This window comes from Bacillus sp. AF62, from assembly GCF_050312695.1.
GTDB classification, from domain to species: domain Bacteria; phylum Bacillota; class Bacilli; order Bacillales; family Bacillaceae_G; genus Bacillus_A; species Bacillus_A cereus.
In genome coordinates, this window is sequence record NZ_JBNPJZ010000109.1 from 1 (window position 1) to 21,381 (window position 21,381).

A 21,381-nucleotide genomic window follows, 5' to 3' on the forward strand; every position below is an offset into this window, starting at 1 on the left:
TTATAGTGGTGTCATACACCATTTTTTTTAAACCATCGAAGACAAACCGAATGTATCATCTAAATGAAAAAGGAGCGGTCCGATGGAATTAGAACAAGTTGTGTGCAAATATGAAACAAATTTATTACGTTTACCTTATGTTGTAGGAATAGGAATGGGATTGGTACAAGGAAAAGAAGTTATTCAAGTATTTGTTTCGAAAAAAGTACCACGTTCTCAATTAAAAGCAGCGGAACAAATACCTACACAATTAGAAACATACCCCACGAACATTATAGAAGTGGGGACCATTACAAATCATTACACAGGATAAGGGGGGAGTTGTAGGGAAAACATTCAAATATAAAGGTGTTGACGGTTCAAGAACAACAAGACATTCAAAAAGTGCAACAAAGTGTAGAGGATGATTTTTTACAGTTTCAGAATGTAACAGGTGTGGGAGTCGGTATTCAACAGGTAAATGGAGTTATGACAGGGACACTCTCTTTACTTGTAGTTGTAGACCAAAAACTACCTGTGGAAACATTAGAAACGAATTAAGTCATTCCAAAAGAAATAAACGGAATCAAAACTGGTGTCATTCAAACAGGTTATCTATTTGCTGGTTCAGCCTTAGTTACAATCGCCAATCATATCGAACATGTACGATATGATTGGCATCGAAGTGGCAGAAAACATATTATAAACATATCCTACCCATACGAGATCTATTTAAAATCTTATCATTAATATGGTATATAACTTTCTTTTTCTAAAACAAATGAAAAAACGAACACCATGCAATCTTTTTTAGCCCCTTTACAAGGATCTCAAACAAAAAGTACGCCTTGGTATTAAAACCAAGGCGTACCAATCTGGATGATGAGTAAGCACATGTTTACTGAACAGGTACTCATATGCGAATTACTCCGGAACAATATAATAATCTATCATAATTTTATATATATGACAAGATAAAAAGATGGGATGAGGCTATAATTTGCACCCTTTGTAAAGGACATTTTGAAAAAAATAGGCAACATCAAGAAAATGATTTCTGTATTCAACAGGAGTCATCTTTTTTAAATTCCATTGATATCTATAATGATTATAATACGTCATATATTTCTTAATCTCTTGTTTCAATCCATTAAAGGACGCGCAAGGTTTTATATGAGCTTCATCTTTCAGATGACCAAAAAACGATTCTTGTGAGGCGTTATCCCAACAGTTTCCTCTTCTTGAAATGTGTTGTCCAAGATTTAGTTTTTTGACTAGTTTTTGATAGGTAGAGCTTGCGTAGTGGGGGCCTTGATCTGAATGAATATAAGCACCTTCAGTCAATGGAATCCGAGGATTCCTTTTTAGTTTATAGAGAGTTGTCGTTACGAGCTCTAATGTCATCTGTGCTGAAACATGGTAAGCTAAAATTTCATTAGTTGAGCCGTCTAACAATGTAGATAAAGAGGCCCTTTGATTCTTACCGTAAACTAAATAGGTGATATCTGTAAGAAGTGTTTTCCCTGGGGTATTTTGTTTAAATTCCCGATTTAATTGATTCGGTACTATTCGATGTTCTTTTGTAGCTTTAAGCATTCTTTTATAAGGATTCACTTTGCGCACCAGACAGACAATCTCGTATTTCTCCATAATTCTACGATTTGAAATCAACCAATGATTCTTGGCGAGAGGATGAAACATACATCAAAATCAAAGAAGAAAAAATGTACTGATATCGCGCAATCGATTTTTATTTAAGTCGTAAACGAGATGCGAAGGCTGCCAAGTGTTTTCTAAAGAAAGCCTTGGCTTCTTGTCATGCCACAAAGCCGCGTTCGATAACGGCTGATGAAGATAAGGCTTATCCTGTTGCGATACGTGAACGAAAGGAAGAAAAATGTATAGCGTATGGTATACCACTTCGTGTGAAAAAATATTTAAACAATATCATCGAGCAAGATCACCGCTTTATCAAAAAACGGATTCGGAATATGCTTGGGTTGAAATCCTTGCGAACGGCTACAAAAATGATCGCTGAAATAGAAGCTATGTATATGATCAAAAAAGGACAAACTCTCCAAGGGGAGAACTCTGTCCAAAGGCAGATATATCTTATCAATGAAATCCTTGGTTTAACAGCATAAAGTTCCATTCCGCTAGGAATCTTTCGTTCTTTTTTATATTTTTATTATTTTTGCAACAAAACCATGTTTCTTCCACTTGAAAACAGCTACTTTAGTATGGGGATAATACAAAAAAATACCAACTGATGATTGGATTGTTACAATGAAGGGTGCATGGTTTAAATGACATCAAATATAGACTTTTACAAATGATATAATTTATTCATTTTTAATATACGGATTTTATGTTGTGAGGAGTATACAATATTCATTTGCTTATTCCCTCATTTCGAGGGGATGGGCAAAAACACCCTATATTTGTAGATTTGTTTGAACTGTCAATCAAGAACTTAATTGGAATATATTTTCATATGGCCCCATATTTAGCTTTTGGTTGCCATCCCCCTAGATGGGTAGCCGAAGGATTAACTCATTAGTTTACCGATTTTGTTGTGATATAAAGATTCATGGTTTCGTGTAACATACAACATAGTTTTGTTAAAGGCGTTACACTAATTTTCTTATTTAACAAAACATAAAGAGATACATATCGTATAACCTACTTTGTAGACATTGTATTCTTGCAAGTCCGTTCTCAATGCCTATTATAATAAATCTAATAAGTTTACGGAGGACATCTTCTGTTAATAAAAATAATTGTTATGTAAAATTTAAAAATATTTTTTTAGGAAAAAACGTACAAACTGCTGTTATAGGAGTGTTGTAGCTTAATTCTAAGCATCAAAAATAAATCTTAGCTTGTAATTTGTCCATATTCAAAAGTCACTTTTGAATATGGACAAATTACAAGCTAAGGGATAAAGTTTAAAAAATGATTCATATCTATAAAAGGAGTGGAGAAAAGGTGTATGAAAACAATAAAATGAAGTACTGGAAGAAAAGATTAACTAAAGTTATACCAATTTGTGCGTTAAGTACAGGTTTTTTAGTGAGTGTAGGAAATCCAGCATATGCTGAAAGATCGAATACTCAAAAAAACAACTCGTCTGAAAATTCAATGTATAAGCTATCGATAAAAACAGCATCAACTGATGTGTATTCGCAACTCGCATGGGATACTGTTACAGCATTACAATCTGCAATAAAAAATAATCCTCATGTATTTGGGTATATAACATCAGATAGTTTTCAACCAGGTGTCCATCATTCTATTACACCTATCGATCAAATTACGTATGAATTTGACAAAAATCTTGTAAATGATTTCTATAATCATGGGCATCCACTTTTAGGAATGGAAAATAAAAAATTGGAATTTTCCGGGGTTAACGGGAATATTAATATTACTGGTGTTCAAAACGGTGATATTACAAATTTAGCAAATCTAGAATTGCTAAATTATCATAATGACGGAGATGTTGAACAAACGTATAATACGGTTGAAAAACAATATAGTACTACAGATTCTATGACATATACAAATCAAGAGGGAGTTAAACTGGGAATCACTGAATCTATAAAGGCTACAGCTGGGGTTCCATTAGTAGCAGAAGGGGAAGAAACAACGACCTTAAGTGCAGAGTTTACCTATAATCATACGTCTTCAAATACGTCTTCAAATACAACAACGTATACATTTAAATCACAACCGGTTAAATGTGTACCTCATGGAACAACGAAATTTATACAATCTGTAAAACAAGCAAAATTTTCTGGAACATACACAGGTCCTGTTCGAGTTATAGAACCTAAAGATATAAAAGTTCAAGTAAGAAATGCAGACAACTATGAAACAGGTTTTTTAACAGCCTCGCCTGGAGAAGAAAATCACTTTTTATATAATGCTTTTAAATATTCTACTCAACCAATGCCTTCCTATATGGAATTAGATGACGCTACAAAAAGTGTAATCATTAAAGAACCCGGAGAAACAATGACTTTCACCGGACAAGCAGGATTTCAAGAAAATGCAAACCTTGAATTTATACCCGATGACAAATCTAAACCATCCATAACTATACCTTATTCTATTTATATAAAAGAACAGCAAAAAGGTAATATAAACAAATATATTGATGAATTGATGAAAAAAAGATTCAATCTAAATAAAACTTTTTAAATTTTTGAACAAGAACCACATTTTTTTTCATTTTGATTAAGTAAAAAAGAATGTGGTTTTATAAATCACTTAAATTATCAATTAATAAGGTTATTTTTAGTGATATGAGGGTGTTGCAAAATTCATAAATATCCAAACAGATTTACGAGTATAATAACCAATTTTGATCAAAATCAATCCATTTTACAAATTTTATTTGCCCACGTAGACAATTTAGCCATTGAAGGCGTTCGACCTATGGACCGTCCACTCAGCTGTAGAAAAGCTTTACTCAAATGTGTTTTTTATAAAAGGCTCTGGTGCAAAAATAGTGAGTTTATGAAAAGTGAACAAACGATTTTTGCACCAGAACCCTATTTTCTTCCTGCAATCTCATATATCAAGTTATCAAAGTACTTCATATAGCTAGTTTATCAAAAGTTTTTGGCGATGCCAAATCGATATTCATCTCTCATCTACCGTTGGGCCATGCTCTTCACACACTTGAGGAAGGAGAATTCTTTCGGGGAATTCGTTAAAACCTTTGTACCAGAACAGATTAAATTCTCTTTGAATGCTGTAAATTGTACGGCCTTCTTTAATTACCAATTCAACACATTGCTTTTTAAAAATTTCATCATACTGTTTGTTCATCTGAAACACCTCATTTTGCAACAACATCAATCCTATTTTGAATTCCCTACAGGCTATTTTCTAGTATTATTAGAACTATGTTATGTAATAAAATCAATTCATGTAATATTAAAAGGAGAAACGATATGTCAGATATAAAGGGGCTTTTTGGTAGTTATGCAAGGACTGTTAGGGGAAATGAGGTTACAACATTAATTTTGTCTAAATACAAAAGACTTTTAAATGCTGGTTTATACAAAAAATAAATTATATATTTCATAAAGGAATTCTGGTGCAAAAGCTAGTTCCTCAAAGAGGAAAATTAGAACCTTTTACCGAAAACCAAATCAGTATATCAAGTTTTATAATAAAAAGGAAAGGAGTTTATGAAGAAGCGGTTACAACGATTAATGTACGAGAATAGCGTTAAGTTAACTAGTAAAGTCAATTTCTATTGTATTTTAACGTCTGTATTTATTAATTTCATGAATCTTAACATAAAAATATAACGGAGGTAGTTATGTATGAAGAAAAAATTATTAGGTATGATGGCATGTGGAACACTTGCTTTAGGTATGATGACGGTTGGTTCAGGAAGTGTGAGCGCCGAGCCAGTGAAGGCCACAAATACCTCTCAATTTGGAACGCAAACTAATGCACAAGCATCTCCAAAGTTTTTAGGAGATATTGTTGATGGTGTTACAAATATAGCAGGAGCAGTACTTTCAACTGGATCAATAATAACAGATGCGGTTGGAAAAGTGGCAGGTGATCAATGGACAGGAATGGCTGCTAAGCAAGCATGGGGGGTGCTTGATGGCTTTACTATGGTGGGTAGCGCTGCTGATAAATTAGGATTCCTTGGCGCAACTGCTAAGCAATCAGATACCTCTAGTAAGAATATACGTGCAGCTGAAATTGCTTTTGACAATAAATAGGATTGGTGAGGCTTTCTACAATAAGAATCTCAAAATTTTCTAGAAGCAAAGGACGAATAGATTTTTTTATCTATTCGTTCTTTGCTGATATGAAAAAAATAGGTATAAGTAGGATACCAAATAGAAGGAAGTGTAAATAAACATGATAGGAACACGCTGTAGGAAAGTAATACTGTATATAAGTCCTATCTTTTTATCAATCGCTGTCATGGTTCATTTTTGCTTGATTCTTTTTCACGTTATGCCAAAGAATCCCATCTCAAATGAAATGAGTCCTGTTGTGAATAAATATGTAAACCCACTATTTACTCAGAATTGGCATTTGTTCTCACCGAACCCGCTGGTACGAAATGATATTATATATATGCAAATAAAATTCAAGGATTCACCAAGTCTTAGTGAATGGTTTGATATCACAACCCCTATGATAAAGGGAAACTACAAGAATTATTTTAGTCCACTAAATCGATTGGTAAGAATACCGTTGACTTCTGCGGTAATGATGAACGGAATGGATGATGAGGAGCGCAGCTTTATGAATAAAGTAGATAAAGAACATGTAACAAAAGAGCAGGCATCAATATTACAAGATATAGAGAAGCGGGCAAAAAAAAATGAAGAGAGAATGCAGAACATTTTATATAGGTTTGCCTTTACTGCTGCTGAAAAATATTTCGCTAATCAACAAGTTGATTCTCTTCGTGTGCGAATTGTTCATGAAGAACCAGTTCCATTTTCTAAAAGATTAGAAAATGATTTCAAACGAGAACGTACGCATCAAGACCTTGAATGGAAAAAGTATATACCTGTAATGTCATGGTAAGAAGGAGATGAGAGAAATGAGAATAGCAATGCGTACATGTTGGATACATGCATTGAATTTTGTGTATGGGGAAAGATTTTTGATTGGATCTAGTCTCGTTCGGATTGGTTTTGGGATTGTCATGCTCCTCTTTTATTGTATGCATTATCAACAAAGATATTTCTTATGGTTTGCAGGTGGAGCGCTGGATTCAAAGATGTACGATGAAGGGATTTTTACAATCTACCAATTTGCTACTAGCCCACTTATATTTAATATTCTATTTTATTTAGGAATTCTAGTAACAATTGTATATATTTTAGGATACAAAGGGCGTGTTATCTCTATTTTGTTTTTTCTATTCACCTATTCGATTTTACAGCGGAATGGATTATTACAAGATGGGGGCGATAATCTTTTAAGGGTATTACTTATATATATGATGTTTATGCAAACCACTGCTTATTTTTCCTTTGACGCCAAGAAGTTTTGGGAGAAACGTCAGAACAGCGTGGACGAGCAAAAATATCGACTTTCCGCATTATTTCATAATTTTGCTGTGCTCTGTTGTATTATCCAGGTATGTATTCTCTATTTTACAGCTGGTATTTATCAAACGATGGGTGACTTATGGAATCAAGGAACGGCACTTTATTATATTATGCAAGTAGATCAGTTTTCAATGCCTTTACTCAAAAACATATTGTCTGGCCACGAACATGCGTTAGTGATTGGGACCTATTTCTCTATTCTTATTAAATTAGCCTTTCCGTTTCTGCTTTTTAATAGAAAAACAAAGTGTTTTGCTGTAGCTACTATCGCTCTCTTTCATTTAGGGATTGCATTTGGAATGGGGTTAATCACCTTCTCTGCAATTATGATTATTGCAGACTTAATGATTATATCTGATAAAGATTATCAAAAATTATACTGTGGAGGAATGAAACTGAAGGCCTTTGTTTGTATCAAGATGACCTCCTTTTTTAGAAAGCTTAGGCAGAATAGAAGGATTCGTATGCAACAGATTACAGTTTTCTATGATGGTTGGTGTCCGTTTTGTACTCGGACGATACACAAGATACAGAAATTAGATTTTTTAAAATTAATTCATTTTGTTTCTTTTAGAACTGAAGGTATCATTCAGTCGAACCAATTATCAATCGAACTATTAGAAAAGATGATTCATAGTAAGAAAGAAGGGGATGAGGACCTTAAGGTAGGGATACATTCCTTTATCCAAATTTCCAAAAGAGTTCTACCTATGTGGGGATTACTGCCGATTTTATATCTGTCTGTATGGTGTGGTTTTGGACAACAATTATATAAATTCATTGCGAATCGAAGAATTATTATTCCTGGTGGTGGTTGTAATGGATCAGAGGAATGTAAGATTAATTTTGACAAAAAATATACAAAGTAAATTCCACTACACATGTTCATTAACTTAAGAGATTCCCCCCTAATTTATCAAAAAAGGTATTCTTTTCAAACAAACTAGACTAGAAAGAATACCTTTTTTGATAGTCAGAGGTAATGGATGAGTATAAGGACCTCCCTAAAATCTATAATATAATCGGGTAAAAAAAGATGATTCCTATGATACACAATTATACAAGTAATATTACCCGTGAACATTTTACACTGATTCATAAAATGTTTATTTATCCAGCTCTTCTAAGAAACGACCTTATGATTTTGTTTGATATATTACAATAAAAGCCCCTGAACTACTATACTTAAAATCCAATCAAAAAATAGTTGTTAACATGCAGTATATCATTTTCCTCATGTTATGTTTGAGAGTGTTCGACATATAAGAATAAGATACAGAAATAATCCTATGAGAAGTATATATTTCATATAAGTTGTATCATATAAATTACTAAAAAGAATAATCCCTACAATTGTAATCAACATAATAGATAATAAAACGACTGGATGCAAATAGAGCGGGTTTTTGGTTACATAGATGACGTAACAAGAAAAAGAGATAATGAATAGTAAGAAAGCAATGAAATTAGATTTATACATACAAGGAATCCTTTCTCAAAAAATGTATACAAACATTGACGGATTGTAGCGAGTTTATATGATTTTCGTAAGAAAGATGACAAATCAACATTTGTTTAAAGCATAAAAATCGTGATGAAGATTTGCTATAGTTGATATATACTTATTTTGTTGATAAGGGAATCCTCTTGATAAGAGTGGGGTCTCCGCTACCTTTTGCAATCTCATCAGTGCGGGTGTTGATAAGAGATTAGAAAGTATGAAAAAAGATTGAGCGAATTCACTCAATCTCATAATTGACAGCTTACCATACTTTATAGAATATCATAGCAAACATCCCGCTATTTCACATCTTCAAATACATGCAATGCATCTTTACGGAGTTTGTCTTTTTCGATAGCTGATTTTTTAGAGTCGTATTTATATAAAGCGGATTCCCAATCTTCATACATCGGATTCGGGAACACAATAAACTTTTCTCCAAATGCTTCGTGCATCTCTTCGACAGCTTGATTTCTATCTTTTATCGATTTTTCATCAAATCCGGTAAAATCAGATAAATTATCTCCAAAAAATAAAATAATGTCATGTTCTGTAGCGACTTGTTTTCTTCGCTCTTCCTTCCCCATTTCTTCTTTCCCTTGCAATAAGACATGCTCCTTATCAGCTTGCGGGATATTCAGTTTCTGTAAGTTTTGTAACGTAGCGCCTAACTGATTTTATTTGCGGTTGGAAATGTAGTAGATCGCTACTCCTTTTTCATTTGCATATTGTAAAAAGGAAACAGTGCCAGGGAGAGCTTCTGCTTTCGCTTGTTGAATCTATTCCTCCCATCTATAAGGGAATCCTTTTTTTCTTTTACTGCCATGGCTTGATATGGACTATTATCCATGACCGTTTCATTTAAATCTAAAACGATGGCAAGCTTTTTCTCAGTACCTTTGGTAAGTACTGCATCTAACTTCATTTTTCCTATATTATATCCTTGATGATATAGCGCTTTGACTTCTTCAGATATTTGATCCCAAGCATCTGCCAGAACTTGTTGTTCGGTTAGGGAAGATGTCTGGTTCAGCTGTGCTTGTGGTGACTGACATCCCATGAGAGAAAGAGAGAAAAGTGTTATGGCTATACTTTTTTTAAAATTGGTTTCATTGTGTATCTCCCACTCTTGGATGTATATTTTGTATGGTATGCGCTTATCTTACAGAAATTATACCCAAAAAAACCCTTCCGTTGGTGTCACATACCTTTATTTTATCTTTTTTAAGGGCGAAAAGATGTGTTGTAAAACTTTCATGATGCGAAAATCACGTATAGTCATTTTCCCCCTTACAGCCCTTCTCGAACGAGAAAGCCCCTCGCCTTTAGTCATGTGATGAAAGATAGTTACTAAAAACCGCACGGTTTGTGGCACGCTAAGTAGCCAAAATGTTGGTATCTTTTATTTTTCCGTCTTTCTTGTTGTAGTTTTATAATATAACTGACACAACACAAACATGATGAATAATTATAGAAGAACAAAAACAACTGTGTCATTAATTCACTATCATTTTGTGTTTTGCCCGCGATACAGAAGGAAGATTTTTCTTAACACAAAAGTAAAAGAATGTTTCAAAGAGTTGGTTCAAGAAATATGCGTAGAATTGGATATTGCTATTGTTGCAATGGCATGTGACAAAGACCACGTTCACTTGTTCTTACATATACCACCAACACTTAGTTCTGCTGATACAATAGCAAAAATGAAAGGAGTGACATCCAAACGTTTGAGAGAAGCGTTTTCTCATCTTCGACACTTGCCGAGCTTATGGGACGCGTTCTTATTTTTTTCTATTGCTGAAAATGTATCAAGTGAGACAATAAAACATTATGTTGAAAATTAAAAAACGAGGGGGTGAAACTTGTGCCACAAACTATCACAGTTAAAGTAAAATCACTTCTAACAAAAGAACAAATTATGCTATTGAAACAAAGTCGCCACGAGTATATAAAAGTCATTAATCCCCTTCGTCAACTTGATGATAAAGAATAAAGATGGTGAATTCATTTTAACTGATTCAGGTTATTTTTTATTCTGTATAAACAGATAAATATGTAGGGTGGCTTCAAGCTTAGAAGGTATATATTGGGTTTATAAAACCATTATTGGTTCTGTTGCAAATTTTTCTAAGCAAATTAAAATGTAAGAAAAATGATTTGAGGAGCATAATGTATGAGATATTTTAAAGGAAAACAATTCAAGAAAGATATCATTATGGTACCTGCCTTGTACTATTGTCGTCTTTCTTTAATTATCGCGATGTTTCTGAAGCGACTCAACATCCCAAAAGAACGAATGTTCCACTTCTTGCTACAGACAAGGCTTCTGCTTTACTTTGTGCGTTTAAAAGTTGCTGAACAATGGCTTTTACAAGCATACGAAGTACATTGTATCCTAAAGCATCTCAATAACCCAATTGAACAAGATTATTGGCATGTGAAACGTCGATTTGCTCAATCTTTGGATTCCACAAAGCATCCGTCGTGCTTCTTATACAATCAAAGAGATTGAAATCATTCAGGCTATAGTTAAACAAAGACGGAGTCTAATGAAAAACTCCGTCTTTTCGGCATACCATGATTACAGAAAGTATTCAAATGTGCTAAAATTACAATATTATTTTGTACACAGGTCTATGTTTTCTCAAACTTTGCAACAGAACCAGATGATGGCTTGTTTAAGATGTGAAAAAGATAAAGAGAGAAGATTAGTGCCAAGATGTTTATACATCGAAGCGACTTTTTATTGTAAAAAGTATAACATATAATCATTTCAAACATGCTTAAATAATCTGGAATTTATACCAATTTCTTTTTCCTACTTTTAATATTGTATCATTCTGAATTGTAACAATTGCTTGAAGATCCATAATTTGAGTGCCATCAATTCGTACAGCGCCTTGATTAATTAATCTACGAACGGTACTTTTTGTTGTTTCATGTTCACCCATTGCTTTATGTACTAATTCAATGAGATGAATTGATGAAGTAGTTAAGGTAATACAAGGAATATCTTCTGGGATATGTTTTTTAGAGAACACATTTTCAAACCAAAGTCGTTCTTCTAATGCGATACTAGATCCATGATAGCGCTCTACGATTTTCTGTGCTAAAAATTTCTTATATTTCAAAGGATTATTTTGTATATTTAATCTAATTTTTGAAATTTCATCCATATCCAAATCAGTATATACTTCGAAGTATGTGACAATTAGCTCATCAGGTAAGGTCATTGCACGCCCGAATTTTTCCTTCGCTGAATGTCCTAAACCAATATAATTATTTAAACTTTTACTTTGCTTTGCTTTTCCATCAATCCCCTTAGTAATTTTAGATGTAATAATTACTTGAGGCGTTTGTTGAAACTTAAGTTGGAAAAACCGTCCTAACATCTCATTGAATAATTGGTCTGATCCGATAATTGTCAAATCCGAATTTAACATATAAGAATCGTACCCCTGAAAAATAGGATAAATCAGTTCATGTATATATATGTCTTGTGAATTCTGAATTCGTTGTCTAAACATATCTCTGGAAATGAGTTTTGAATGTGTGACTAAAGATAATAATCTTAACATTTCAGATACACTCATATTGTTATACCATTCTGAGTTTCGTCTTATCTCCAATAGTTTGGGATCATCAAAACGTAAAATCATTTTGGCTTGCTCTATAAATTTTAATGTATTCTGTTCGATTTCTTGTTGTGAAATAATAGGACGAGTTTTATTTTTTCCTGTAGGATCCCCAATTGTAGTTGTAAAATCTCCAATTAAGAATTGTACCTTATGTCCCAAATCTTGTAACTTTCTTAGCATCCATAAGTTTACGGCATGACCAAGATGTAAATATGGTGCAGTTACATCTACACCATATTTAATATTTAGTTTCTTTTTTTCATGTAGTAAGGATTTCAATTCTTCTAGTGAAAAAACTTCTTCTGTTGTACGTGAAAAATCACTTAATAGTTCTTCTATATTCATATTCAGTTCTCCTAAAAATAGATTCTTTATAGATTATCCATCTAGGGATAGTATGGGTGAGCAAAATATATTTATGTTATTTTATTTTGGCAAAATGTTATGATTGCGAATCAAGAATGTTGTGAAAAAGGCTACGATGCTCCCGAAAAGCGAGAAAAGAAACATGTGATGGATTCCTTGCATTAAACTTGAAGCATTTGTTAATAAGACTCCCATTAAAGTGACACCAATCGCAGCTCCCATATTGCGAGTGAACATCAGAAAAGCGGTCGCACTACCTTTTTCAGAGAAATCTACCAGTTGTTGTACAGAAATACTACTTACAGTAGAAACGATACCAAATCCACTACCTTGTATAATCATGATTACAAATACATACCAAAATGGAGAATGTTCCTGTAGTAAAAATAGTAATAAGCCGGAACAGGCCAATAATGAATTTCCTATAATTAACAACTTTCGATATCCGTATTTTATGATACATTTACCAATCGGAATAGTAACGAACATCCAGCCTATAGACATACCAAATAATACAAATCCACTATTAAAAACAGATTGGTGAGCCACCTTTTGTAAAAATAGTGGTATATAAGTAGATGTTCCAAATAAAGCTACACATCCGATTGCCCCACTAATATTAATCCACCGTATTGTAGGATGATAAAAGATAGACATTGAAATAATAGGAGCCGAATGAGATTTTTCATAAAAATAAAAGCGGATAAGAATTAAAGTGCCCATCATACCTAACGGAATCTGAAAATCATGGATTTGGCAGGACATTAATATCATGCTGATACCTAAGGCAAACATTAGAGCTCCTATATAGTCAATGGTTGTTTTTTTTGTATGAAAATCTTCCTTGTAGGGTAATAGCATCCAAAGAGAAATAAGTCCAATGGGAAGATTTATATAAAAAATCCACCTCCAAGATAAATATTCTACAAATAATGCGCCAAAACTAGGGGCAAGTATAGCAGAAATTCCCCATACAGCAGTAAAACAAGCTTGAATCTTACTACGGTTTTCGATTGAAAATAAATCTCCAGCTATAATGGCCGGAAATGGCATCATAATTCCTGAACCTACCCCTTGAATCATACGGAAGATAATCAACTGCATCATATTTTGTGAAAACCCACATAATAATGAACCGATTATAAAAATAATTATCCCCGTAGCGAAAATTTTTTTTCGTCCAAATAAATCTGATAACCGTCCGGCAATGGGAGCGGTGATTGTCCCCATTATCATATAAGAAACAAAAGACCAAGCATATAGTTCAAAGTGTCCCAAATTTTGTGTGATTCTTGGCATTGTAGTATTCATGATAGTTGCATCCATTGAGGCAATAATCATAGTAAAAATAATGCTTAATAAGATGAATATTTTATTTCTCATCTTGAATAGCCCCTTCTTGTAGCCCCTCTAAAATAGTAATTAACCTTGGGGTAGTTGTGATTTCAAAAACATGATAACCTAGTTTATGTGCATCTTCTAAATCTACGGCATAATTATCACCCAGTATTATCATTTCAGAACTTGTAAGATTTAATTGGGACCTAATATTTTCATAAATGAGAATTTTATCTTGAACAGTAGTATCTACGCCCCCGAGTGAATACGTTTGTTCAAATTGTTTTTTTATGCCCAATGAATATAGCACTTGATGTGAAAAATCTTTAGATGATAACGTAACTACAAACATGGGAATGGAAATCGACTCCAAACATTGTATTAATTTTTCGTTTGGTTCTAGAAAATGTTGCGGATGAACCTTATCAAACACTTCTTGGTGATATTCATGTGCAGCTATCCCAATAGCTTGAAACCCTTTAATGGGATTCGGATATTCTTTCTTTAGTTGATCTATTAATGATATATATTGAGCTTCAGAAATTTGTTTTTTGGAACATATCCATTCTCTGGTTTTTTTTTGAATTTGTTGATATAAAAGATGTTCTCTTTCATACAGTGTTCCATCTTGATCAAATATGATTGCTTTTATCATGTGATAACACCTAAATTCTTAAAAATGACTTTAATTGTATTCTTCTTTTTAATTTTTAGTGCTTTATATCCCTGTTCGAAATCTTTTATATGAAATGAGTGAGTAATAAAAGTTTGAAATGCTTTCCGTCTTTCTTTTATAAGTTCAACAGCTTCTACAAAATCCATTTTATTATAGGAATTTGCCCCTATCAATAAAACCTCCTTATAAAATAAAGTTCGAGCTTCTATAGGTAATAAATATTTTTCTGGAAAAACGCCTAATACAATAATCGTGCCATTTCTTTTTACAAAAGAAATGGCATGATTTAGAGTTGCATCTTGTTTTCTTCCAACTGTTTCTAAAACCACATCGTATTTTTCGTGTTCTACAACAGTATCTGTATTCTCAATATAAACATCTACGTAATATTTCATTAACTCTTTATTCTTGGCTCTTCCGGCCATAACTACGTGAGCCCCTTTTAATTTTAATAGATAAGCTAGCATAGCTCCTACAGCTCCGTCTCCAATCACTAAGCACTTCTTTTTAGACACTTCAGATGGATACTTTGATAATGCATGGATACAAACTGCCAATACGTCTACCAATACAAAAGAGCTTATATAAGTATCTAGTTCTAATTTGAACAGATTAGTTTCTGGAACATCTACATAATCGCTAAATGCTCCAGCGTGTGTACGGCCAATAGCTTGCCCTTTTTGACATAGCTGAGATTTTCCTGTTTTACAATATTCACAAACCTCACAAGGTAATAAAGGATTTCCGACCACATAATCTCCTATTTGAAATGTCTTATTCTTTTGATGAACCTGTACGATTTTCCCCACAAATTCATGACCTAAAATAGGGGAGGGAATTTGTTCACCATCTCCTAATATGGCATCAATTTTTTGTAAATCCGATCCACATAGACCAGCATATTGTACCTGTATTCGTGCCCAGCCTTTTTTTAACTTAGGCATTTTGATACTTCTCATATAGATCCCTTCAGATTGAATGGACACATATTTAGATTTCATGTGAGCGTACTCCCTTCTATTGTTCCTAAATTATGAATACTCACTTTTTATATGCTTCTTTAATTTCGTTTAATTTCTCTAATGCTTGTCCTTCTTTGATATGTTTTTTTGCCATATAGTAACCCTCTGCAATGGTATTTGTTTTACCAGATAACCTTAAAATACATGCTGCATTAATTGCAATTACATCTTCATAAATTGGACTGGCTGTTCCGGCTAATACATCTAGCGCAATTTGAACATTTTGTAAAGCGTTTTGTCCAGTTTTTAAGTCATGGATATTGTACGATGGCATCTGCAATTCTTTCTCTGGAATAAATTTGTGAATAGTATTTTCCTCTCCTATAATTGAGAAATAATTATGTTTAAATAAGCCAAATTCATCAATAAAATGAAGATTATTTTCTGTCGAACCAACAATCATACCTTTTTTCATTCCTAATAGTTCAAAGACTTCTTTAGATAATACTAAATTGGGATGAGATAATCCGTATAATATAGCATCATATTGTACGGGAGAAATAATTGCAGGAAACGCAAAACTTAATGGATTAGGAACAAACATTTTTTGACCATATACCTGGTCAAAACGAGGTATCGTATTTTCTATTGAGAAAAATCCAAATCCCGTTTTTAATAAGTTTTCTTCACTTTTATTAAAGTCTGTATAGTGCAATCCTAATAATTCCATAAAATCAGAAGAACCTGTTAAAGATGATGTACTATGTGAGCCTACCTTTGCTATATAAGCACCTGCACTCGCCGCTACAATAGCTGCTGGTGTGGAAATATTAATAGTCTTCACACCTTTTTTTCCACTTCCTGCTAATCCTACGAGTATTTCTCCTTTTGGAAGATTAACCTTTTTAGGCGTAAATTCTTGATAGGATAAGGCTGCTTTAATTAAAGTTACTACTTCTTGCTTCGTTGGTGTTTTTGCCATGATACCTTGTAATAAAGCCCCTAATTGTGTATCCCTTGCTTCAACACCTTTATCGTATATCACTTGTTTGAAAGCTTCATAAAGCAAGTTGATATTAATATCTGTATTTGTATTTAAACGTAATAAAACTTGATTAATTGCATAATTTTGAGCCAACATTTTTAATTCCTCCATTTCTTACAAATATCATGTAGTTGTTCTGCATAATCTTGTTTGATTTTTTTCCATTTTTGACTTTTATTCATACATTCTATATAGGCTGTATGAATTTCTTGTTCATTGAACAGACTAGCTGATGCAATCATTTGATAAACCACATTTTCTTCTGGTCTCTGGTATTCACCTTCTTCATGCGTAATTCTGTAATATATTGTATCTTTATCCATATCGAGAGTGATTCCAGATTCCGGAAAACTTTTAGACATTTTTGGATAATTATTAAAGCCTTTAATAATAGAAGAATATAGGGTAGAAATATTCATATTGGTAGAAAATTGTCCATTGTTCATCAGTTCAACCGTTTTTTGTGCAAGACGTGCATATTTATGTTCATCAATTCCTAAAAAAACTAAAATATTTGTATATCCTTGTGTCATGTGTAAATCAATAAAATCTGCAATCATTAAATTTAATGACTGTTTACGTCGATACGTCATTTCTTTGTCCACTTTTCCATGCTGTTGATAAAAACCATGTAGATCTTCTTCTGTTTCTTCAAACATATAATCTTCTAAATAGTGGCTAATTAAATATGATGTTCGAACTGTGTGTAATTCTTCATATTGTGATCGTAATCTAGAACCAGATTGTTCTTTGAATCCTAATTGCAAAATAAATTCTTTATATTTCTCCACCAATTCTTGTGTCAAAGAAAATGGTGTGGATTTTCCATTGAAGGAATCTAAATCTCCTAGCACGATTTGAGTGTCATATCCTTTAGATTGAAAACGTATTGCTCGTAAAATTTGCGATACTGTTCCCATATGAGGCGTTCCTGATAATCCAAATCCTGTAGTAACAATTGAAGGTTCTCCACATGCTTGTTTATTTGCAAAAATATCTCCTTTTGAATGACATAACCATTGACGATTTAAATCTTCTTGTGCAAATCCTGATAATTGAAAATTAATTTTTTCAAATAATAATGGATCATAACCATATTCTTGTATAATATATTTATAATAAGATTCATCAAACTTAATCATTATTTCTCCACCTTCTTAAAAGTATTTTTGCTGTATGCTAAGTCCTTGAGATGTAATTTAACATTTAACAGTTGGTGATGATAACTCTGAATTTGGACTTTGTAAGTGGACAAATTTTACGAACTACGGAGAAGTTATATATATATTGGGATTTTTAGTGGTTTTAAATACCAAAAATTGGTTGTTTATTTTGGCATTTATAGAAAATATTCATTATTCCTCTCAAATAAAAGACGATGTTTTCTAATTACAGCTTAATTTTATTTATCAAATGCACGCATACCTTTTAAACCTGTAGAATTTCAAAATTTTCGTCATGCCTCTCTTACTATCAAAGGAATCAAAGCGATTTATGATATATACAAACAAAAGAGAAGTCATTCTGGACTTCTCTTTTTCAACGTATAAGAAATTATAGGCGTGATTCAGAACTGCTTAAATTATGATTGTATTTTGTAAACAAATTTGTATTTTTTCGAACTTTGCAACTGAACCACCGTATATTTTTGGGTCTCTAGGACCAAAATATCCGTAATAATCATAAATTTTTTGAGAAAGGAGCGTACCTAATAAATATATTAGGTACTCATCCTCTATGCTACTACCAAGACAAAAAGATTTATTGTACATATTAATCGATGATAAACATTAGCATACTTTTTCGGAAATTGCTCAAAATATGTCTACGTATAAATAAGAAATATTAGCACATTTCAAAAAAATCAATTGCTATATAATACAAGCATATAAAAGAATTTATTCTTCATTTAGAAAATATTTTTCATATTCCGTTACTTAGTACAATGAATTTATTTTTGCTATTTTAGAGTATCTTAAGTATGTTTTGGTGAGATATCGTTTCTTACTTAGGCTTGATTTTCCTTTGAGTGAGACTACGTTATACCTTAAAAAATCAACATAGAGGCACATTTGTACAAGTTGATGCCCTTTACTGTGATTGGATTGAACAATATAAAATTGCTATTATCACAATGTACTTGGAGGGGGCATTTATGTTAAATGCTACGCGGCCTGTTAAGGTATTGTTATAGATTGAAGACGGGACAAAATGGGAAATTTATATACAAGATATTTTATATTCATTTTTTAATTCCATATTTTATTTTGCTCAGGCTGATATACAAGACATCAAAACATATGATTATGCTCAATTAGATATCGATTTAATTATTACTACTTTTATCAGTGTACAATCCTCGGTTCCGTTTTTTCGCATATCTATTATATCGATACATCGGGAATTACACCACATAAGGGAATGTATCTATAAACATGGTTCTGGTGCAAATAATGAACAAAGATCAAACAAGACATAGATGCCAATTAGAATCGGCTTTTAAGCAGTTGTGTGATTCCAAAGAACTTCACAAGAAAAATCCCCTATTTGATTTAGATTCTGTTGAAGTGAACCCGAATAGTGGTACATGAAAAAAACACCTCCTGAATTCGCATACTAAGTATGCAAATTCAATGGAGGTGTTTTTGGTTTGAAGACAAGAGTTCATTACCCAGAAGAAATAAAGTGGAAAGTGGTTGAAATGAAAAAGGATGGATATTCCAATCGGACAATTATGGAGAAGTTTGGAATTAAAAATGTTTCCCAAATTAAGACGTGAATGAAGTAGTATCGTACCGGTCAAACGTACCGTTTTCAGCAACCTGTAGGAAAACAATATTCTTATGGGAAAGGGTCAAAGGAGTTAAAAATAAAATTACTGATATGGGGAAAGTATCTGGAAATCGAAAGGAGTTGAACCTGGAAACTGTAGTTACTTTATGGACCGATTTCAAAACAAAACTAACAGTAAAGAAATTGTGTAATGTATTAGAATTACCTCGGTCTACATTTTATCGTTGGTTACAACGAACAGTGGACCTAAGAGATGAGATAGAAGAGAAAATAAAGGATGTTTGTCTACGGCATAAATTACGATATGGATATCGAAGAGTGACCGCAATTCTTCGGAAGATGGGGCTGTGTGTGAATTATAAAAAAGTATTACGAATCATGAGACAAAATCAGATTCTCTCAAAAGTTCGTCGAAAGAAAAAGAAATATATCAGTGGTGCGGAGCCAGTAGTAGCCCCTCATCGATTGGAACGCCAATTCGATGCATCCGCACCAAATAAAAAGGGGTTTACGGATGTGACGTATCTATTATTTGGAGAGCGTACCTTGTATTTATCAACGATTATGGATGCCTTTAATCGTGAAATTATTAGTTATGTCATCAGCGAGTCCCAAGCACTGCCATTAGCAATGAAGACATTAAAACAAGCAATGAGAGGGTGGAAAGTAAAAGATGTCCTTCTTCACTCAGATCAAGGAAGTATTTATACAGCGAAGGAATTTCAAGCATATGCCAAAGAAAACGACATTATCACCAGCATGTCCCGGAGAGGAAATTGCCATGATAATGCCGTCATGGAAAGCTTCTTTGGTCATTTGAAAAGTGAAGCCTTCTATTTACAAGAGATAACAAATGTATCCAATACAACTGTGCGAAAGATTGTGCTAGAACACATTTATTACTACAATTGTGTGCGAATTCAAGAAAAATTAAACCACTTGTTCCCTAAAAAATTTAGGGGACAAGTGGTTTAGGTGTTTTGATAGGTGTCCTGTTTTCGGGGTTCACTTCACTGTCTCTTATTAGAGTCTTTTCTTTTTCATTTTTCGAATGAAAAACATGTATTTGGTATGCCCTTTTCTTAATTAAGCTGAGTAATTACAAATTGAAATTCATTCCCTTTTTAATCATAATACCCTCCTTCAATTAAAGTGTAACATCCATGTGTTTTTACAATGTCTACTTTAAGGGGCTAATATGACCAAAATCAGAATATATTTATCAATCAACTGTTTGAATTAATGACATAAAAAAGATTTTGATAGAAATCCTCGCTTTTGTTCTATTTATCATTTATTTGTATCAAAACCTGTTTATTTGTCATTTAATAAAAGACTTTTTCATTAGCTACTTTTGATAATCTATGTTGTATAGTAAAAGAAGTGAATTGTTTACAAAGTGAATTATTAATAAATTTAAGGAAGTTTTCTATGAAAGTGTATAAAAAATTAGCAACGTTGGCACCTATTGCTGCATTAAGTACATCAATTTTATGTTCTGCTGCAATGACATTTGCAGCAGAAAAAGAATCAACAGTGAAACAAAACACACAACAAAGTGCGATTCTACAAGAACGTACAATTCAAGGATATCTCATTAAAAATGGTGTAAAAACACCGGTTTATACAAATAATTTGTTGGAAAATAAAGCTACAGAAGATAATGTACCTTTTCCTGAGCTTTCATCGAATCCAAATGATCCGATTCCTAATTAAGGTTCTATACATTCTGAAAATGAAAATATAGGTCCTATTTTGTACTTTTCTAAATATGGGACTGGTAGAAATACATATATAGAAAAAATAGATGCAAATACTATTGGTGCTTATAATACATCAACTTTAGAGAGAACACCTTTTGTTACTTTGAATAATGCTACTGTTAGTGCAACAAATTTACTTGAGGGTGTTGCAAAACTAAAATAAATATGCAATGTTATGAATCAGAAAAACTAGCTGAACATGCAATAGATAGCG

15 protein-coding genes and 7 pseudogenes are annotated in these 21,381 nt (G+C 32.8%); 13 read left to right on the plus strand and 9 right to left on the minus strand.

From position 1 onward, the window contains the following. The first annotated feature begins 82 nt into the window (after positions 1-82). Both ACQRBL_RS27700 and ACQRBL_RS27705 read left to right on the plus strand, forming a co-directional pair. Entirely contained in the window at positions 83-313 is a 231-nt protein-coding gene (locus tag ACQRBL_RS27700) for a hypothetical protein (protein WP_097984487.1), read from the plus strand. Positions 314-351: 38 nt separating this feature from the next. Beyond that, on the plus strand, positions 352-540 hold the full coding sequence (locus tag ACQRBL_RS27705) for a hypothetical protein (RefSeq protein WP_242068264.1): 189 nt from the start codon (positions 352-354) through the stop codon (positions 538-540). A gap of 432 nt (positions 541-972) precedes the next feature. Here the strand turns inward: ACQRBL_RS27705 and ACQRBL_RS27710 are convergent. After that, a pseudogene (locus ACQRBL_RS27710) lies at positions 973-1,638 on the minus strand (IS3 family transposase); the annotation flags it as partial. A 2-nt stretch (positions 1,639-1,640) separates the two neighbouring features. Between ACQRBL_RS27710 and ACQRBL_RS27715 the strand changes: the two are divergent. From ACQRBL_RS27715 to ACQRBL_RS27725, 3 genes and pseudogenes are all read left to right on the plus strand, one after another. Further along, positions 1,641-2,123, plus strand: a pseudogene (locus ACQRBL_RS27715) (IS6 family transposase); the annotation flags it as partial. A gap of 844 nt (positions 2,124-2,967) precedes the next feature. Then, positions 2,968-4,182, plus strand: a complete 1,215-nt coding sequence (locus ACQRBL_RS27720; RefSeq protein WP_197266064.1) for an ETX/MTX2 family pore-forming toxin — start codon at positions 2,968-2,970, stop codon at positions 4,180-4,182. 150 nt (positions 4,183-4,332) lie between these two features. Further along, a pseudogene (locus tag ACQRBL_RS27725) lies at positions 4,333-4,570 on the plus strand (ISNCY family transposase); the annotation flags it as partial. 56 nt (positions 4,571-4,626) lie between these two features. On the opposite strand, the gene ACQRBL_RS27730 reads toward ACQRBL_RS27725, so the two are convergent. Then, entirely contained in the window at positions 4,627-4,815 is a 189-nt protein-coding gene (locus tag ACQRBL_RS27730; RefSeq protein ID WP_411996628.1) for a hypothetical protein, read from the minus strand. 503 nt (positions 4,816-5,318) lie between these two features. Between ACQRBL_RS27730 and ACQRBL_RS27735 the strand changes: the two genes are divergently transcribed. From ACQRBL_RS27735 to ACQRBL_RS27745, 3 genes are all read left to right on the plus strand, one after another. Then, positions 5,319-5,732, plus strand: a complete 414-nt coding sequence (locus ACQRBL_RS27735) for a hypothetical protein (RefSeq protein ID WP_197230931.1) — start codon at positions 5,319-5,321, stop codon at positions 5,730-5,732. Between the two features lie 241 nt (positions 5,733-5,973). Then, the gene (locus ACQRBL_RS27740) at positions 5,974-6,555 is read left to right on the plus strand and encodes a DUF5819 family protein (protein ID WP_276569676.1); all 582 of its coding nucleotides are present in this window, start codon (positions 5,974-5,976) and stop codon (positions 6,553-6,555) included. Between the two features lie 16 nt (positions 6,556-6,571). Next, on the plus strand, positions 6,572-7,954 hold the full coding sequence (locus ACQRBL_RS27745; RefSeq protein ID WP_242070389.1) for a DCC1-like thiol-disulfide oxidoreductase family protein: 1,383 nt from the start codon (positions 6,572-6,574) through the stop codon (positions 7,952-7,954). A 931-nt stretch (positions 7,955-8,885) separates the two neighbouring features. Here ACQRBL_RS27745 and ACQRBL_RS27750 read toward each other — a convergent pair. Continuing rightward, a pseudogene (locus ACQRBL_RS27750) lies at positions 8,886-9,646 on the minus strand (5'-nucleotidase, lipoprotein e(P4) family). Between the two features lie 397 nt (positions 9,647-10,043). Here ACQRBL_RS27750 and tnpA point away from each other — a divergent pair. The 3 genes and pseudogenes from tnpA to ACQRBL_RS27765 form a co-directional block, all read left to right on the plus strand. Then, positions 10,044-10,473: pseudogene (gene tnpA / locus ACQRBL_RS27755) on the plus strand (IS200/IS605 family transposase). Next, positions 10,451-10,579, plus strand: a complete 129-nt coding sequence (locus ACQRBL_RS27760; protein ID WP_411996629.1) for a hypothetical protein — start codon at positions 10,451-10,453, stop codon at positions 10,577-10,579. The pseudogene tnpA and the gene ACQRBL_RS27760 overlap by 23 nt, the downstream one beginning before the upstream one ends. 180 nt (positions 10,580-10,759) lie before the next feature. Then, a pseudogene (locus ACQRBL_RS27765) lies at positions 10,760-11,177 on the plus strand (DDE-type integrase/transposase/recombinase); the annotation flags it as partial. 192 nt (positions 11,178-11,369) lie between these two features. On the opposite strand, the gene tyrS reads toward ACQRBL_RS27765, so the two are convergent. From tyrS to ACQRBL_RS27795, 6 genes are all read right to left on the minus strand, one after another. Beyond that, positions 11,370-12,569 (minus strand): tyrosine--tRNA ligase, encoded by a 1,200-nt coding sequence (tyrS, locus tag ACQRBL_RS27770; RefSeq protein WP_097984652.1) that lies wholly within the window; start codon positions 12,567-12,569, stop codon positions 11,370-11,372. Between the two features lie 81 nt (positions 12,570-12,650). Continuing rightward, complete coding sequence (locus ACQRBL_RS27775) at positions 12,651-13,973, minus strand: MFS transporter (protein ID WP_097984654.1); 1,323 nt, start codon at positions 13,971-13,973, stop codon at positions 12,651-12,653. Continuing rightward, positions 13,963-14,583, minus strand: coding sequence for an HAD hydrolase-like protein (locus ACQRBL_RS27780; RefSeq protein ID WP_097984655.1), 621 nt, complete (start codon positions 14,581-14,583; stop codon positions 13,963-13,965). The genes ACQRBL_RS27775 and ACQRBL_RS27780 overlap by 11 nt, the downstream gene beginning before the upstream one ends. After that, the gene (locus ACQRBL_RS27785; protein WP_411996630.1) at positions 14,580-15,605 is read right to left on the minus strand and encodes a zinc-dependent alcohol dehydrogenase; all 1,026 of its coding nucleotides are present in this window, start codon (positions 15,603-15,605) and stop codon (positions 14,580-14,582) included. The genes ACQRBL_RS27780 and ACQRBL_RS27785 overlap by 4 nt, the downstream gene beginning before the upstream one ends. Before the next feature lie 40 nt (positions 15,606-15,645). Next, positions 15,646-16,707, minus strand: coding sequence for a hypothetical protein (locus tag ACQRBL_RS27790; protein ID WP_179860839.1), 1,062 nt, complete (start codon positions 16,705-16,707; stop codon positions 15,646-15,648). A gap of 2 nt (positions 16,708-16,709) precedes the next feature. Next, positions 16,710-17,753: a hypothetical protein gene (locus ACQRBL_RS27795; RefSeq protein WP_197230934.1), complete on the minus strand. Its 1,044-nt coding sequence runs from the start codon at positions 17,751-17,753 to the stop codon at positions 16,710-16,712. Positions 17,754-19,261: 1,508 nt separating this feature from the next. Between ACQRBL_RS27795 and ACQRBL_RS27800 the strand changes: the two are divergent. Together ACQRBL_RS27800 and ACQRBL_RS27805 are read left to right on the plus strand one after the other, a co-directional pair. Continuing rightward, positions 19,262-20,379: pseudogene (locus ACQRBL_RS27800) on the plus strand (IS3 family transposase). A 456-nt stretch (positions 20,380-20,835) separates the two neighbouring features. Further along, positions 20,836-21,120 (plus strand): hypothetical protein, encoded by a 285-nt coding sequence (locus ACQRBL_RS27805; protein ID WP_179860855.1) that lies wholly within the window; start codon positions 20,836-20,838, stop codon positions 21,118-21,120. Positions 21,121-21,381 lie beyond the last annotated feature (261 nt).

What these genes read in the sequence shown, in the direction of transcription:
- ACQRBL_RS27805 (WP_179860855.1), top strand. Translation starts at nt 20,836, where the DNA reads ATGAAAGTGTATAAAAAATTAGCAACGTTGGCACCTATTGCTGCATTA.
- ACQRBL_RS27745 (WP_242070389.1), top strand. Translation starts at nt 6,572, where the DNA reads ATGAGAATAGCAATGCGTACATGTTGGATACATGCATTGAATTTTGTG.
- ACQRBL_RS27780 (WP_097984655.1), bottom strand. Translation starts at nt 14,583, where the DNA reads ATGATAAAAGCAATCATATTTGATCAAGATGGAACACTGTATGAAAGA.
- tyrS (WP_097984652.1), bottom strand. Translation starts at nt 12,569, where the DNA reads ATGAATATAGAAGAACTATTAAGTGATTTTTCACGTACAACAGAAGAA.
- ACQRBL_RS27790 (WP_179860839.1), bottom strand. Translation starts at nt 16,707, where the DNA reads ATGTTGGCTCAAAATTATGCAATTAATCAAGTTTTATTACGTTTAAAT.
- ACQRBL_RS27740 (WP_276569676.1), top strand. Translation starts at nt 5,974, where the DNA reads ATGCCAAAGAATCCCATCTCAAATGAAATGAGTCCTGTTGTGAATAAA.
- ACQRBL_RS27775 (WP_097984654.1), bottom strand. Translation starts at nt 13,973, where the DNA reads ATGAGAAATAAAATATTCATCTTATTAAGCATTATTTTTACTATGATT.
- ACQRBL_RS27730 (WP_411996628.1), bottom strand. Translation starts at nt 4,815, where the DNA reads ATGAACAAACAGTATGATGAAATTTTTAAAAAGCAATGTGTTGAATTG.
- ACQRBL_RS27785 (WP_411996630.1), bottom strand. Translation starts at nt 15,605, where the DNA reads ATGAAATCTAAATATGTGTCCATTCAATCTGAAGGGATCTATATGAGA.
- ACQRBL_RS27700 (WP_097984487.1), top strand. Translation starts at nt 83, where the DNA reads ATGGAATTAGAACAAGTTGTGTGCAAATATGAAACAAATTTATTACGT.
- ACQRBL_RS27795 (WP_197230934.1), bottom strand. Translation starts at nt 17,753, where the DNA reads ATGATTAAGTTTGATGAATCTTATTATAAATATATTATACAAGAATAT.
- ACQRBL_RS27735 (WP_197230931.1), top strand. Translation starts at nt 5,319, where the DNA reads ATGAAGAAAAAATTATTAGGTATGATGGCATGTGGAACACTTGCTTTA.